Source organism: Rhodosalinus sp. 5P4 (assembly GCF_041365695.1).
Lineage (GTDB): Bacteria > Pseudomonadota > Alphaproteobacteria > Rhodobacterales > Rhodobacteraceae > Rhodosalinus.
Genome location: NZ_JBGFSJ010000002.1, coordinates 169,129 through 183,304, shown reverse-complemented (window position 1 = coordinate 183,304; position 14,176 = coordinate 169,129). Strand labels below are relative to the sequence as shown.

The following is a 14,176-nucleotide window of genomic DNA, read 5'->3' as shown; positions in this document are numbered from 1 at the left end:
AGTCGTCACGATGAGCAAACCCCCGACCGGAGACCGGCCCTCCTTCTTCGACGAAGGTGCGCGCGTGGGCGTGCTGACCACCCAGCCGCTCGACCGGGTGCTGGACTATCTCGCGCCCGAGGGCGGCTGCTGGGCGGGCGCCTTCGTGGAGGTGCCGCTTGGCCCGCGGCGGGTGGCGGGCGTGGTCTGGGGCCCCGGCGAGGGCGACTTTCCCGCCGCGAAGCTGCGGCAGGTCAACCGCGTGCTCGACGCCGCGCCCATGCGCGAGGAGTTGCGCAGCTTCCTGATCCGGGCGGGCGAATACACGCTGACGCCGCTTTCCGCCATGCTGCGCCTGGCCACGCGGGTGCCGGGGCTCGGCGATCCGCCCTCGATGCGCAAGCTCTACAGGCCCGGCGCCGCGGAGCCCTCCCGGATGACCGACGCGCGCGCCCGCGTGCTGGAGACCCTCGAGGCGCAACCCGGCCTGACGCTCAAGGAGCTGACCGACGCCGCGGGCGTGTCGCCCTCCGTCGTCAAGGGGCTCGTCGCCCGCGGCGCGGTGGAGGAGGTGGACACGCCGCGCGACACGCCGTTTCCGCGCCTCGATCCCGACGCGCCCGGCAAGCCGCTGACCGAGGATCAGGCGCGGGCGGCAGGGGCGCTTTGCGCGGGTCTGCGCGCGGCCGGCTACGGCACGACGCTTCTGAAGGGCGTGACCGGATCGGGCAAGACGGAGGTCTATCTGGAGGCGGTCGCCGAATGCCTGCGGCAGGGGCGGCAGGCGCTGGTGCTTCTGCCCGAGATCGCGCTCACCGCCGAGTTCATCGCGCGGGTCGAGGCGCGATTCGGCGCCCGGCCCGCCGAGTGGCATTCCGGCGTCACCATGGCCGAGCGGCGGCGCGCGTGGCGCATGGCCGGCGAAGGCGGCGCGTCGATGGTCGTGGGCGCGCGATCGGCCCTCTTCCTGCCCTTCCGCGAGCTCGGGCTCATCGTCGTCGACGAGGAACACGACACCTCCTACAAGCAGGAGGAAGGCGCGCTCTACCACGCCCGCGACATGGCGGTGCTGCGCGCCTCGCTCGCGGGTGCGCGGGTGGTGCTGGCCTCCGCCACGCCCTCGCTCGAGACATGGACGAACGCCGAGGCCGGCAAGTATGCGCGGCTCGACCTGACGGCGCGGTTCGGCCCCGCCGCCCTGCCCGCGATGCGCGCGATCGACATGCGCGCCGAGACGCTGCCCGCCAACCGCTGGATCTCGCCCGCGCTGGCGTGCGCCGTCGAGGCGCGGCTTGCGGCGGGCGAGCAGGCGATGCTTTTCCTCAACCGCCGCGGCTACGCGCCGGTGACGCTCTGCCGGGCCTGCGGGCACCAGATCGGCTGCAAGCACTGCGACGCGCGGATGGTCGAGCACCGCTTCCTGAAGCGCCTCGTCTGCCACCAGTGCGGAGAGAGCGAGCCCATTCCCGCCGCCTGCCCCGCCTGTGGCGCGGAGGACCGGCTGGCCCCCGTCGGTCCGGGTGTGGAGCGGCTGGCCGAGGAAACGGCGGAGCGGTTCCCCGACGCGCGCCTCGCGGTGCTGAGTTCGGATCTCTTCGGCTCGGCGCGCGCGCTCAAGGAAGAGATCGCGCGCATCGCCGAGGGCGGCGCCGACATCGTGATCGGCACGCAGCTCGTGGCCAAGGGCCACAACTTCCCGCTGCTGACGCTGGTGGGCGTGATCGACGCCGATCTCGGCCTTCAGGGCTCGGACCTGCGCGCGGCCGAGCGCACCTTCCAGCTGATGCGGCAGGTCGCGGGGCGCGCCGGCCGGGCCGAACGTCCGGGCACGGCGCTGCTGCAGACCTTCCAGCCCGAGCACCCGGTGATCCACGCGATCCTGGCCGGCGACGAGGAGGGATTCTGGCGCGCCGAGGCGGCCGAACGGCAGGCCGCGGGCATGCCGCCCTATGGCCGCATGGCCGGGATCATCCTGTCGGGCCCCGAGTTGCAGGAGGTCTTCGACCTCGGAAACGCGCTCGCCCGCGCCGACGCGCCGCTGCGCCGCGTGGGCGCGCAGGTCTTCGGCCCCGCGCCCGCGCCCATCGCGCGCATCCGCGGCCGCCATCGCGTGCGGCTGCTCGTGAAGGCCCCGAAGAGCGCGGCGCTTCAGCCCGCGCTCGCGGACTGGGTGGGCCAGTTCCCGGTGAAGGGGGAGCTGCGCCTCGCCGTGGACATCGACCCGCAGAGCTTCTTCTGAGCGGTGGCAGTCAGGCCGGCTGCGCCAGCCCCCGCTGGTCCACCAGAAGATCGGTCAGCATCGCGCCGATCCACATGCAGAAGAGCGCGGTCCAGGCCGTGGCCACGAAGATCGAGCCGCCAGTGACGCCCGCGCCGATGGCGCAGCCCCCCGCGAGCATCCCGCCGAAGCCCATCAGCGCCGCGCCGATCATCGCCTTGCGCATGTTGACCTCGTTCTCGAAGCCCTGGAACTTCAGCTCTCCGGCCCACCAGGCCGCGGCAAAGGCGCCGAGAAAGACGCCCGGGACAAGCCCCACGTCGAACTCCAGCAATGCGTAACGGTCCAGCGTGAACATGAGCGTGCGCGCCGACGGGCCAGTGAAGGTGACGCTCTCGATCGGCACCGGCTCGAAGGCGATCTGGCTGAGCGCGAAGGTAAAGACCCAGCCCACCGCCACCGCGAAGCCCACGCCGGAGGCGAAGACGAGCCGCGAGACACCGATCCGGTTGCGCCGCGCGATCTCGAGCGCGAGGACGGCGAACCCCGCGCCCAGCGCGAGCCCGCCCCATTGCGGCAGCCCCGCCCAGGTCAGCAGGTTCACGTTCTGCCCACCCTCGGTGATCCAGAGCGCGGCAAGCCGGTCGCGCGCCGGGGCGAGCCAGCCCGAAAGCGTCATCTGCGCCACCACCGCGAAGATCAGGCCGGAGACGACGGAGCGCAGGTTGCCCGTGGCGGCAAGCACCAGAAGCCGCCCGGAGCATCCCCGCGCCAGCACCATGCCCGCGCCGAACATCAGCCCGCCGATGATCGCCCCCGACCAGCTTCCGGGCACGGCCATCATGCGCGCGTCCTCGGGCCGCATGAACCCCAGGAGCGCGGCGGCCTGCACCCAGACAAGCGCTGTGGAGAAGGTCAGAAGCCAGACCGCCACCCTGTCGCCCATCGCGCCGCGGGCGAATTCCACGGTCGCCGCGCGCAGGCAGAAGCGCGAACGCTGCGCCGCCACACCGAAGATCACACCGGTCGCAAGCCCGAAGAGCGCCGCCGCCGGGCCTTCGCCGATCCATTCCACCAGCGGGATGATGTCCATGTTCTGCGCCTTCATCGACAGTTCGAAATCATCGTGGCACCCTGAACCTTCCGGGGCGGTCCCGCCTTGATGCAGATCAGACGGCGGCGCGGCCTTGGATGAGGGCCCCCGCGCCCGCACGTAACCGCGATCGTGAACAGGATCACCTCGAGGGGCCGGGTGCGTCGGCGTCCCGCAACGGCGCGCCTCATCCTCGCGGTCTCGCGCTCGGGCCCGGCCGCAAGCCTCCCCGCGGCACGCCGGATGGGCAAGCTTCGGGGCGCGCGCGGCCGAGCGCGCTCGAAAACGACGCGGGCCGTGTCGCGCGCGGGCGCGAGCCGCCTTCCGGCACCGCATAAACGCCGTCTCCAGGAGCGGAGAAGGGTCGCGCGATGAGCGAGTTGCAGAACATCGATGAGGTCATCGCCGGCGCGATGAAGGTGCGCCCCCAGGCGCCCGTCGTGGTGGATTGCGCCCAGGCGCCGCTCGAGCACGACCAGGCGGGCGGCTTCGGGACCGTCCGCTGGCGCACGCTCATCTGCGCCGACCGGACACCGAGCGACGAGATGGTTCTCGGCGTGGCGGAGTTCGGCCCGGGCGACCGGCTGGAGCCGCATCGCCACAGCCCGCCCGAGTTCTATTTCGGCCTCTCCGGAGAGGGCACTGTCTGGATCGAGGGTGAAACCCACCGGATCGCGCCGGGCGTGGCGATCTACATCCCGCCCCGTGCCGAGCACGCTGTCGAGGGCGGGCCGGATGGGCTGCGCTTCGCCTACGGCTTCCCCCGCGCGCGCTTCGTCGACGTCGACTACAGCTTCTCGGGCATGGCAGAGGCCGACTGACGCAGCGCCGGCCGCTGACCTCGCAGGCCGCCTCTCGCCAAGCGGCACGAGGCGGCGTATAGCCCAAGGATGCGTCTTTCCCGCCTCTCCCCGGGCTTCGTCCCGCTCGCCGGGTCCGGCGAGCTGCCCGCGTGGCGGCGGCCGGTGGCGCTCTTGTTCCTCATGGCTGCGGCGATGCCCATCGCCTTCGCCACCTGGTCTGCGCTTCTGAACAACTTCGTGGTCGAGATGGCGGGCTTCGACGGCTCGGACATCGGCTGGCTGCACACGGTGCGCGAGATCCCGGGCTTTTTCGCCATCGGGGTCATCGCGCTCATCATGTTCATCCGCGAGCAGGTGCTGGCGCTGGTCTCGCTCATGCTCCTCGGCGCGGCGACGGCGATCACCGCGTGGTTCCCCAGTCTCGGCGGGCTTCTCGTGGTCACGATGCTCTCCTCGATCGGGTTCCACTACTACGAGACGGTGAACCAGTCGCTGCAACTGCAATGGCTGCCCAGGGACCGCGCGCCGCAGATGCTGGGCTGGCTGGTCGCCGCGGGCTCGGGCGCGACGCTCGTCGCCTACGGCGCGCTCGTGCTGACATGGCGCGCCTTCGATCTGAGCTACAACGCGGTCTACCTCGCCGCCGGCGGCACGACGCTGGCGCTCGCCACGCTCGCGCTGTTTCTCTACCCGCAATTCGAGGCGCCCGACCCGCAGGTGAAGCGGATGGTCCTGCGCCGGCGCTACTGGCTCTACTACGCGCTGCAGTTCATGTCCGGCGCGCGGCGGCAGATCTTCGTGGTCTTCGCGGGCTTCATGATGGTGGAGCGTTTCGGATTCGAGGTGCACCACGTGGCCGGCCTTTTCCTTGTGACGCTCGTGGTGAACATCGCCGCCGCGCCGCTCATCGGCCAGGCGGTCGCGCGCTGGGGCGAGCGGCGCGCGCTGATGGTGGAATACGCGGGGCTCGCCTGCGTCTTCCTCGCCTATGGCGGGATCTACTGGTTCGGCTGGGGCGTCGCGCTCGCCGCGGTGCTCTACGTGATCGATCACGTGCTCTTCGCCATGGCGCTGGCGCTCAAGACCTATTTCCAGAAGATCGGCGACCCGGGGGATATCGCGCCCACGGCGGCGGTCGCCTTCACCATCAACCATATCGCGGCGGTCTTCCTGCCCGCGGCGCTCGGCTATCTGTGGCTGATCTCGCCCGGCACGGTTTTCGGCCTGGCCGCGGGCATGGCCGGGATCTCGTTCCTGCTGGCCACGCTCATTCCACGCCATCCCGAGCCGGGGAACGAGACGGTGCTGGCGCGGCCGCTGCCCACCCCGGCGGAGTGACGCCGTGACCGCGGCGCAGGGGCGGTTCCTCGACGGGCCGACAATGGGCCACGTGGTGCGCATGACGCTCACCGGGGCGACCGGCATCACCTTCGTCTTCCTCGTGGACGCGGCCAACCTGTTCTGGATCTCGCGGCTGGGCGAGCCGGTGCTGATGGCGGCCATCGGCTTCGCCTTCGCGATCCAGTTCTTCTCGGTCTCCTCCGGTGTGGGCCTGATGATCGCGGCCACCGCGCTCGTCTCGCGCAGCATCGGCACGGGCGAGCGCGCCGCCGCGCGCGAGCAGGCGAGCGCCGCGGCCATCCTCGCGGTGGCGACGCAGGCAGGGGTGGCCGCCCTGGTGGTGGGGTTCCGCCACGACCTCGTGGCCCTCGCCGGCGCCGAGGGCGAGGCGGCGCGGCTCGCTGCGCGCTACCTCGCCCTCTCGGTGCCGTCGCTGGCCTTCATGGCCGCCGGCATGGTGGCGACCGCCGCGCTGCGCGCGGAGGGCGACGGCGCGCGGGCGATGTACGTCACGCTGATCTCGGGCTCGGTGGCGCTCGTGATCGACCCGGTGCTGATCTACCGGATGGGCCTCGGCCTCGACGGGGCGGCGGCCTCGGTGGTGATCACCCGCGCCGTGCTCTGCGGCATGGGCCTTCTCTTCGCGATCCGCTCCCACGACCTCATGGCGCGGCCGCGCCTCCAGGCCCTGCGCGAGACGTGGCGGCCCTATTTCGCCATCGCGCTGCCGGCCATCGCGACGCAGATGTCCACGCCCTTCGGCAACTACGTCATCACCGCGGTCATCGCGGGTTTCGGGGACAGCGCCGTCGCCGCCTGGGCGGTGATCTCGCGGCTCACGGTGGTGGCGTTCGGCGGGCTCTTCTCGCTCGCCGGCGCGATCGGGGGCATCTTCGGGCAGAATTACGGGGCGGGGCTCTACCCGCGCCTGCGCAGCGCCTATCGCGACGCGCTGATTTTCGCGGCAGGCTACGCACTCGTCGCCTGGGCGGTGCTCGCCGCGGCGAGCGATCCCGTCGCGCGCGGCTTCGGGCTCGATGCGGAGGGTGCGCGGGTGCTGCGCGCCTTCACCCATCTCGGCGCGGGCGCCTTCGCGGTCTCGGGCGCGCTCTTCGTCGCAAACGCCGCCTTCAACAGCCTCGGGCGCCCCGGCCGGGCCACGCTGGTCAACTGGGTGCGCGACGGGGTGCTCACCTACCCCGCCGCGGCGGGGCTCGGAGCCGTTCTGGGCGCGGCGGGGGTGATCTACGCCCAGGCGCTCGTCGGCGTTCTGGCGGGCGCCGCGGCGGGGTTCTGGGGATGGATGTTCCTGCGCGGCCTCGACGCGGCGCCGCGTCCGGCGCTTGACCCCGCGATCCGGCGGGCCTACCGCGATCCCAACCGCTACAGGAGGCGCTGATGCCCACCTTCACCGCTCTGACGACCCTGCCGGGGCGAGAGGCCGCCGAGGCGCTCGGCGACGCGCTCGAGACGCTGGAGCCCGCCGCCAGCGGCGTCGGCGTCTTCGCGATCGAGGACGGGTCGGGGCTTTGGGAGGTGGGCGGATACTTCGACGCCGCGCCCGACGACGTGGCGCTGGCGCTCCTGGCCGCGGCTCATGGCGCGAGGCCCTTCGCGGTGTCGGAACTTCCCGAGACCGACTGGGTCGCGAAGGTCCGGCGCGAGCTTTCGCCGGTGCGGGCCGGGCGCTTCTTCGTGCACGGCGCGCATGACGCGGACACCGTGCCCGAAGGCGCCGAGGCGCTGCTGATCGAGGCGTCCATGGCGTTCGGGACGGGCCACCACGGCACGACGCAAGGCTGCCTCGCCGCGCTCGACGCGCTGGCGCGGGACGGCGTCGCGCCCTCCGCGGTGGCCGATATCGGCTGCGGAACGGCGGTTCTCGCCATGGCGGCGGCGCGGCTCTGGGGCGGCGCGTCGGTGATCGCCTCCGACATCGACCCGGTCGCGATCGACGTGGCCGCCGCCAATCTCGCCGCGAACGACCTGTCGGACCGGGTGCGGCTGGTGGAGGCCGCAGGGTTCGAGCATCCCGCCCTCGACGCCGCCGCGCCCTTCGACCTCGTTCTCGCCAACATCCTGAAGGGCCCCCTCCTCGCGCTGGCCCCCGACATGGCCGCGAGGACGGCGGTCGGCGGGCACGTGATTCTCTCCGGGCTTCTCAACGAACAGGCCGACGAGATCGTCGCGGTCTACGCGCGTGCGGGCTTCGAAGCCCTGTCCCTGGAAAAGATCGGGGACTGGACGACGCTTTGTCTTCGCCGCGCGCCATAATTGGCCCCACGATACAACGAGTTGAATCGATCTTCCTTATTTCCGCCACATTTTTGTCCTAGAAATCTGGCACTCCGGTGGGGGCAAAACCCGGAGGCTGCCATGGCCTTTCTAGAGTTCGACCGCAGGTTGCGTCGAATAGAGCGCAAGCATCGCCGCATGTCCAACGGCCGCGTCGCCGTCGTGGACGACAACGGCCTGATCACCTATCGCGCGCGCCGGCGTGCGCCGCGTTTGCCCTTGCGCGGGCTCTTCCTGCTCGCCATGGGGCTGCTTGCGTTCAAGGGACTCGTGCTGACCCATCTGGGGGCGGAGACCTACGACACCCGCATCGAGGCGCTGAAGTCCGGCACCGTGGTCGAGCAGGCCGGCGCCTGGCTGATGCAAGCCGACCCGGTGACCGTCTGGATTTCCGAGAACGGCTGGTCGCGCATCTTCTGATCGCGCCCGGGCATGAAAAAGCCGCGCCACCCGGAAGGTGACGCGGCTTTATCGTCGTGCCTGCGACGACGGTGCGGCAGGTCGCTCAGTAGCGACGGGCGCTAACCGTGTCGATGTCGGCGCGGCTGAGGCCGATATCGTCCAGTTCGCGATCACTGAGGCGCGACAGCGCCTTGCGGGTCATGCGCGTGTCGTTCCATGCTGCGAGCGAGCCGAGCAGGGAAGCGAACCCGGGGGCGATACGGCCGGCATTTCCAGCCGTTCCGATGCGCGGGCGGTTGGTGTCGAATGCAGCCATACCTGTGTTTCCTTCTACATGCGTGCGTTCGGAGGCCCTGCCTCCACGACGCGAATTATGCCGCGCGGCAGGGCCCCGCAAGCCATGGTGACGGCATGGGTCCCATGCGATTTCCGCATAGGTCGGGAAGGGCGCAAACCGCTGATAAATCGGCAGGAATTTGCCGGGTCCGGCGTCGCTCCCAAGCCTGCAGATGTCGTGATCGGACCATTTCCGGCTATTTGCGGCGCACCCCCGGCAAGGGCGCGCGCCACGCCTTTGCGCTTGGCTCATGTTCGCGTTTCGTGCTACTGAGACCGGAGCGCAACAAGAGCAGGTGAAAATGCGGGTTCTGGGGATCGATCCGGGCTTGCGGAACCTCGGCTGGGGCGTGATCGAGGTCTCGGGCAGCCGACTCTCCCATCTCGGAAACGGCATCTGCCGCTCGGGCGATGGAACGCTCGCCGCACGTCTGCTCAAGCTTCACGACCAGCTCTCCGACGTGATCGCCCGCTTCGTCCCCGAGGAGGCCGCGGTGGAACAGACCTTCGTGAACAAGGATGGCGCCGGCACGCTGAAGCTTGGCCAGGCGCGGGGCGTCGCGCTTCTGGTGGCCGCCCGCGCCGGGCTCGAGATCGGCGAATACGCGCCCAACCAGGTGAAGAAGACCGTCGTGGGGGTGGGCCACGCCCAGAAGGAGCAGATCGCCCACATGGTACGCCTGCAGCTGCCCGGCGTGGATCTCGCCGGGCCGGACGCGGCCGACGCGCTCGCCGTCGCCATCTGCCACGCGCATCACGCGCGCGGGCGCCGCCTGCGCGCCGCGGCGGGGATCGGCGCATGATCGGGCGGCTGGCCGGACGGATCGAGTACCGCGCGGAGGACCACGTGCTGATCGACGTGCGCGGTGTGGGCTATGTCGTCCAGTGCTCGGAACGCACCATGGCCGCCCTGCCCGGCCCGGGCGAGGCGGCGGCGCTCTGGACCGACCTCCTCGTGCGAGAGGACCTGCTGCAGCTCTACGGCTTCCTGACGCTGGCCGAGAAGGAGTGGCACCGCCTGCTGATGAGCGTCCAGGGCGTGGGCGCCAAGGCGTCGCTCGCGATCCTCGGCGCGCTCGGCGCGGACGGGGTCAGCCGCGCCGTGGCGCTCGGCGACTGGACAGCGATCAAGGCGGCGAAGGGCATCGGCCCCAAGACCGCCCAGCGCGTGGTGAACGAGCTCAAGGACAAGGCGCCCGCCGTGATGGCGCTCGGCGCGGGCATGGCGGCGCCGGCGCAGGTCACGGAGCCGGAGCCGGCACCGGAGTTCGCCGACGCGCCGCCCGCCCCCACCCCGGCGGCCGCGGCGCAGGCCGCCGGCGCGCAGGCAGAGGCGCTCTCGGCGCTGGCCAACCTGGGCTACACGCCCGGAGAGGCCGCCCAGGCCGTGGCGCAGGCCGCCGGCGAGGCGCCGGAGGCCGACACCGCCGCCCTCATCCGCGCCGCGCTTCGGCGCCTCGCGCCGGGAGGCTGAGCGATGCAGGGTGGCCGCCAACCCCTCGCCCCGCCTGACCCTCGCGCCGGTGCGCGCGCATGACGGGCCCCGATCCAACGCTGCGGCCCGACCGGCGTCCCGAGGACGCGGACCGCGCGCTGCGGCCGCTCTCGCTCGACGAGTTCGTGGGCCAGGCCGAGGCGCGCGCCAACCTGCACATCTTCCTGCAATCCGCGCGCACGCGCGGCGAGGCGATGGACCACACCCTGTTCCACGGCCCGCCCGGCCTCGGCAAGACGACGCTCGCGCAGATCATGGCGCGCGAGCTTGGCGTGAGCTTCCGCATGACCTCGGGGCCGGTGCTCGCCAAGGCGGGCGACCTCGCCGCGATCCTCACGAACCTCGAGGCGCGCGACGTTCTCTTCATCGACGAGATCCACCGGCTGAACCCCGTGGTCGAGGAAGTCCTCTACCCGGCGATGGAGGATTTCGAGCTCGACCTCGTCATCGGCGAAGGTCCGGCCGCGCGCACCGTGCGGATCGAGCTTCAGCCCTTCACGCTCGTCGGCGCGACCACGCGGCTGGGGCTTCTGACGACGCCGCTGCGCGACCGCTTCGGCATCCCCACCCGGCTTCAGTTCTACGAGGTGGCGGAACTGTGCGAGATCGTGTCGCGCAACGCGGTGAAACTCGGCGTGGCCATCGACCCCGACGGCGCGGAAGAGATCGCGCGCCGCGCCCGCGGCACGCCGCGCATCGCCGGGCGGCTTCTGCGGCGGGTCGTCGATTTCGCGGTGGTGGAGGGCGACGGCCACGTGACGCGCACGCTCGCAGACGGGGCGCTGACCCGGCTCGGGGTGGACGGGCTCGGCCTCGACGGGGCGGACCGACGCTATCTCCGGCTCATCGCCGAGAACTACGCGGGCGGCCCGGTCGGGATCGAGACCATCGCCGCGGCGCTCAGCGAAAGCCGCGACGCCATCGAGGAGGTGATCGAGCCCTACCTGCTGCAGCAGGGCCTGATCCAGCGCACGCCGCGCGGGCGGATGCTGGCCGGCAAGGGCTGGGCGCATCTCGGCCTTCCCGCGCCCCGCGATCCCGGCCAGCCGGGACTCTTCGAGGCGTGAGGGTTTCCGCCGCCGGCCGGAGGGTCTAGGTCACGCGCATGGACGCCAAGGATATCGAAGCCCTCTTCACGCGGTCGGATGGCCAGTATCTCTGCGCGCGCTGGGGCCGCCCCATCGCGCCGGTGGTGTTCGGCGTGGACGCGCCGACGCTCGAAACCGTGAAGGGCGCGGCCGAGGCGATCACCGCGCTCGCGGGCCACCCCATGGCCGAGACGGACCCGGAACTCGGCGTGAACCTGATGGTGTTCTTCTTCCGCGACTGGCAGGAGTTGCCCGAGGTGCCGGGGCTCGACCGGCTGGTGCCGGATCTCGGCCCGCTGGTCGAGCGCCTCGCGCGCACGGGCGCCAATCAGTACCGCCTCTTCCGCTTCGATGCGGAGGGCGGCATCAAGGCGGCCTTCGTCTTTCTGCGCATCGACGCGGAACTCTCGGAGGTGCCCGCGCAGACGCTCGCGCTGGCGCAGATGGCGCAGACCATCCTGCTTTGGTCCGACACGGCCTTCACCGACACCGCCCCGCTTGCCCGCGCCGCCGACGGGACGATGATCCTGCGCCCCGAGATCGCGGGCGTGATCCGCGCGGCCTATGATCCCGTCATGCCGGTCGCGGCGACGGTCCCGTCCCATGCGCTGCGGCTGCACGCACGGCTGTCGCGGCCGGCCTGACCGGCCCGCCGCGGCCGATCGCGGACCGTCACCGCCTCAGCCGTAATGGGCCACCGGCGTGCCCGCGATGGCCGCCATGTTCAGAAGCCCGCGGGCCGTGATCGAGGGGGTGACGATATGCGCGCGGTTGCCCATGCCCATGAGGATCGGCCCCACCTCGAGCCCCTTGGCGCGCATCTTGAGGATGTTGCGCACGCCCGAGGCCGCGTCCGCATGGGCGAAGACCAGAACGTTGGCCGCGCCCTTCATCCGGTTCCCGGGAAAAACGCGGGCCCGCAACTCCGGGTCGAGCGCGGCGTCGATGTTCATCTCGCCCTCATAGGAGAAATCCGGAGCCTCGGCGTCGAGGAGTACCATCGCCTCGCGCAGCCGCGCGCCGCTGCCGTCGGTCATCGAGCCGAACTGCGACTGGGCGCAAAGCGCGATGTTGGGCTCTATCCCGAAGCGGCGGACATGCCGCGCGGCGCCGATCGCGGTCTCGGCGATCTGCGCCGGGGTCGGCTCGGCGTGGACATGGGTGTCCGAGATGAAAAGCGGCCCGTCCTCGAGGATCATGAGCGACAGCGCGCCGTGCGGGCGCAGCCCGCCCCGTCCCAGAACCTGCGAGACGTAGTTCAGATGCCAGCGGTATTCCCCAAAGGTGCCGCATATCAGGCTGTCGGCCTCCTCCCGGTGGACCATCACGGCGCCGATCGCGGTGGTGTTCGTGCGCATGATGGCCCGGGCGAGATCCGGGGTCACGCCGCTGCGGCACATGATCCCGTGGTAGGTCTCCCAGTAGTCGCGGTAGCGGGGGTCGTTCTCGGGATTGACGATCTCGAAATCGCGGTCGGGCCGGATTTCCAGCCCCATGCGCTCGCAGCGCCTGTCGATCACCTCGGGCCGGCCGATCAGGATCGGCGTCTCCGTCGTTTCCTCCAGGATCGCCTGCGCGGTGCGCAGGACGCGCTCGTCCTCGCCCTCGGCGAAGACGATGCGCCGCCGCGCCGTGGCCGCCGCCTCGAAGACCGGCCGCATGAGGAGCGCGGAGCGATAGACCGACGCGTCGAGCCGCCGGCGGTAGGCATCGAGATCCTCGAGCGGGCGGACCGCCACGCCCGTCTCCATCGCCGCCTTCGCCACGGCGGTCGAGACCACGCCGGACAGCCGCGGATCGAACGGTTTCGGGATGAGGTAGTCGCGCCCGAAGGTCAGCTTCTCGCCCTGGTAGGCCGCCGCCGCCTCCGCCGAGGTCGTCTGGCGGGCGAGTTCCGCGATCCCCTCGATGCAGGCGATCTGCATGGCGTCGTTGATCTCCGTCGCGCCGACGTCGAGCGCGCCGCGGAAGATGAACGGAAAGCAGAGCACGTTGTTGACCTGGTTGGGAAAGTCGCTCCGCCCGGTGGCGATGATGGCGTCCGGCGCGACCTCGCGCACCGCGTCGGGCAGGATCTCGGGCATCGGGTTGGCCAGCGCGAAGACGATCGGCGGGTCGCTCATCCGTGCGACGTGATGCGGCTTCAGCACGTCGGGGCCCGAGAGGCCGAGGAAGATGTCGGCCCCCTCGATCACGTCGTCGAGCGTGGCCGGCCCGCCGGGCTGGGCAAAGGCGGCCTTCTGGGGTGTCATGTCCACCTCGCGCCCCTCGTGGACGAGGCCGTGCAGATCGACAAGCCAAACGTTCTCGCGCTTCAACCCGAGCTTCAGCAGCATGTTGAGGCAGGCGATCCCTGCCGCCCCGCCCCCCGTCGAGACAAGCTTGATGTCCTCGAAGGACTTGCCCGCCACGCGCAGCGCGTTGGTCGCCGCCGCGCCCACCACGATCGCGGTGCCGTGCTGGTCGTCGTGGAAGACCGGGATGTTCATCCGCGCGCGGCAGATCTGCTCGACGATGAAGCAGTCGGGCGACTTGATGTCCTCCAGGTTGACGGCGCCGAAGGTCGGCTCGAGCGCGCAGATGATCTCGGCCAGCTTCTCGGGGTCGGACTCGTTCACCTCGATGTCGAAGCAGTCGATCCCGGCGAAGGTCTTGAAGAGAACCGCCTTGCCTTCCATCACCGGCTTCGAGGCCAGCGCCCCGATGTCGCCGAGGCCCAGGACCGCCGTGCCGTTCGAGACGACCGCCACCAGGTTTGCGCGGGCGGTGTAGCGCGATGCCGCCGTTTCGTCCTTCACGATCTCGAGGCAGGCCTCGGCCACGCCGGGGGAGTAGGCGCGGGCGAGATCGCGGCCGTTGGCGAGCGGCTTGGTCGCCCGGATTTCCAGCTTCCCGGGTTTCGGCTCGGCGTGGTAGTGCAGCGCCGCCTCGCGCAGCGTCTCGCGGGTGGTGTCGGTCATCTCGCCTCTCCTCCGGCCTTTGGTTCAGCGTTAAACCACCGCCAGCCGCCTGAAAAGCCGCCCGCTGCCACGCCGGGCCGCGCGCGGCGCCCTTGTGCCGCCGCTCCGACGCGGTAGGCTGTCCCGGCGCGCCGATGGCCGCCCCTGCCGATGCCGCCCCCTTGGG

13 protein-coding genes are annotated in these 14,176 nt (G+C 71.3%); 10 read left to right on the top strand and 3 right to left on the bottom strand.

Annotation, left to right across the window (positions count from 1 at the left end; genetic code table 11):
* The first annotated feature begins 10 nt into the window (after nt 1-10).
* Nucleotides 11-2,218 (top strand): primosomal protein N', encoded by a 2,208-nt coding sequence (locus AB6A69_RS03790; protein WP_371059764.1) that lies wholly within the window; start codon nt 11-13, stop codon nt 2,216-2,218.
* 10 nt (nt 2,219-2,228) lie between these two features.
* On the opposite strand, the gene AB6A69_RS03785 is transcribed toward AB6A69_RS03790, so the two are convergent.
* Complete coding sequence (locus AB6A69_RS03785) at nt 2,229-3,290, bottom strand: YeeE/YedE family protein (RefSeq protein WP_371060036.1); 1,062 nt, start codon at nt 3,288-3,290, stop codon at nt 2,229-2,231.
* Between the two features lie 371 nt (nt 3,291-3,661).
* Between AB6A69_RS03785 and AB6A69_RS03780 the strand changes: the two genes are divergently transcribed.
* From AB6A69_RS03780 to AB6A69_RS03760, 5 genes are all read left to right on the top strand, one after another.
* Nucleotides 3,662-4,111, top strand: coding sequence for a cupin domain-containing protein (locus tag AB6A69_RS03780; protein WP_371056230.1), 450 nt, complete (start codon nt 3,662-3,664; stop codon nt 4,109-4,111).
* 69 nt (nt 4,112-4,180) lie between these two features.
* On the top strand, nt 4,181-5,431 hold the full coding sequence (locus AB6A69_RS03775) for an MFS transporter (protein WP_371056228.1): 1,251 nt from the start codon (nt 4,181-4,183) through the stop codon (nt 5,429-5,431).
* Between the two features lie 4 nt (nt 5,432-5,435).
* Nucleotides 5,436-6,833 carry an MATE family efflux transporter gene (locus AB6A69_RS03770; protein WP_371059763.1) on the top strand — a complete coding sequence of 466 codons (1,398 nt, stop codon included), beginning with the start codon at nt 5,436-5,438 and terminating at the stop codon, nt 6,831-6,833.
* Nucleotides 6,833-7,708, top strand: coding sequence for a 50S ribosomal protein L11 methyltransferase (locus AB6A69_RS03765; RefSeq protein WP_371059762.1), 876 nt, complete (start codon nt 6,833-6,835; stop codon nt 7,706-7,708). Before AB6A69_RS03770 ends, AB6A69_RS03765 begins: the two co-directional genes overlap by 1 nt.
* Nucleotides 7,709-7,810: 102 nt before the next feature.
* A complete protein-coding gene (locus AB6A69_RS03760) occupies nt 7,811-8,149 on the top strand; it encodes a hypothetical protein (RefSeq protein ID WP_371059761.1) in 339 nt (112 codons plus the stop codon).
* An 85-nt stretch (nt 8,150-8,234) separates the two neighbouring features.
* Here the strand turns inward: AB6A69_RS03760 and AB6A69_RS03755 are convergent, their stop codons facing one another.
* A complete protein-coding gene (locus AB6A69_RS03755; protein WP_371037074.1) occupies nt 8,235-8,447 on the bottom strand; it encodes a DUF1127 domain-containing protein in 213 nt (70 codons plus the stop codon).
* Nucleotides 8,448-8,769: 322 nt separating this feature from the next.
* On the opposite strand from AB6A69_RS03755, the gene ruvC reads away from it, so the two are divergent.
* The 4 genes from ruvC to AB6A69_RS03735 are packed head-to-tail and all read left to right on the top strand — an operon-like array spanning nt 8,770 to nt 11,694.
* The gene (gene ruvC, locus AB6A69_RS03750) at nt 8,770-9,270 is read left to right on the top strand and encodes a crossover junction endodeoxyribonuclease RuvC (RefSeq protein WP_371059759.1); all 501 of its coding nucleotides are present in this window, start codon (nt 8,770-8,772) and stop codon (nt 9,268-9,270) included.
* On the top strand, nt 9,267-9,941 hold the full coding sequence (gene ruvA / locus AB6A69_RS03745) for a Holliday junction branch migration protein RuvA (protein ID WP_371059757.1): 675 nt from the start codon (nt 9,267-9,269) through the stop codon (nt 9,939-9,941). The genes ruvC and ruvA overlap by 4 nt, the downstream gene beginning before the upstream one ends.
* Before the next feature lie 59 nt (nt 9,942-10,000).
* Nucleotides 10,001-11,029 carry a Holliday junction branch migration DNA helicase RuvB gene (gene ruvB, locus AB6A69_RS03740; RefSeq protein WP_371059756.1) on the top strand — a complete coding sequence of 343 codons (1,029 nt, stop codon included), beginning with the start codon at nt 10,001-10,003 and terminating at the stop codon, nt 11,027-11,029.
* Nucleotides 11,030-11,067: 38 nt separating this feature from the next.
* A complete protein-coding gene (locus AB6A69_RS03735; protein ID WP_371059755.1) occupies nt 11,068-11,694 on the top strand; it encodes a hypothetical protein in 627 nt (208 codons plus the stop codon).
* A gap of 36 nt (nt 11,695-11,730) precedes the next feature.
* Here the strand turns inward: AB6A69_RS03735 and AB6A69_RS03730 are convergent, their stop codons facing one another.
* Nucleotides 11,731-14,010 (bottom strand): NADP-dependent malic enzyme, encoded by a 2,280-nt coding sequence (locus AB6A69_RS03730; RefSeq protein WP_371059754.1) that lies wholly within the window; start codon nt 14,008-14,010, stop codon nt 11,731-11,733.
* Nucleotides 14,011-14,176 lie beyond the last annotated feature (166 nt).

Excerpts from the sequence above, each read along its gene's own strand:
- AB6A69_RS03755 (WP_371037074.1), bottom strand. The coding sequence starts at position 8,447 with ATGGCTGCATTCGACACCAACCGCCCGCGCATCGGAACGGCTGGAAAT.
- ruvA (WP_371059757.1), top strand. The coding sequence starts at position 9,267 with ATGATCGGGCGGCTGGCCGGACGGATCGAGTACCGCGCGGAGGACCAC.
- AB6A69_RS03785 (WP_371060036.1), bottom strand. The coding sequence starts at position 3,290 with ATGGACATCATCCCGCTGGTGGAATGGATCGGCGAAGGCCCGGCGGCG.
- AB6A69_RS03790 (WP_371059764.1), top strand. The coding sequence starts at position 11 with ATGAGCAAACCCCCGACCGGAGACCGGCCCTCCTTCTTCGACGAAGGT.
- ruvC (WP_371059759.1), top strand. The coding sequence starts at position 8,770 with ATGCGGGTTCTGGGGATCGATCCGGGCTTGCGGAACCTCGGCTGGGGC.
- AB6A69_RS03730 (WP_371059754.1), bottom strand. The coding sequence starts at position 14,010 with ATGACCGACACCACCCGCGAGACGCTGCGCGAGGCGGCGCTGCACTAC.
- AB6A69_RS03765 (WP_371059762.1), top strand. The coding sequence starts at position 6,833 with ATGCCCACCTTCACCGCTCTGACGACCCTGCCGGGGCGAGAGGCCGCC.
- AB6A69_RS03775 (WP_371056228.1), top strand. The coding sequence starts at position 4,181 with ATGCGTCTTTCCCGCCTCTCCCCGGGCTTCGTCCCGCTCGCCGGGTCC.
- AB6A69_RS03780 (WP_371056230.1), top strand. The coding sequence starts at position 3,662 with ATGAGCGAGTTGCAGAACATCGATGAGGTCATCGCCGGCGCGATGAAG.
- AB6A69_RS03760 (WP_371059761.1), top strand. The coding sequence starts at position 7,811 with ATGGCCTTTCTAGAGTTCGACCGCAGGTTGCGTCGAATAGAGCGCAAG.
- AB6A69_RS03735 (WP_371059755.1), top strand. The coding sequence starts at position 11,068 with ATGGACGCCAAGGATATCGAAGCCCTCTTCACGCGGTCGGATGGCCAG.
- ruvB (WP_371059756.1), top strand. The coding sequence starts at position 10,001 with ATGACGGGCCCCGATCCAACGCTGCGGCCCGACCGGCGTCCCGAGGAC.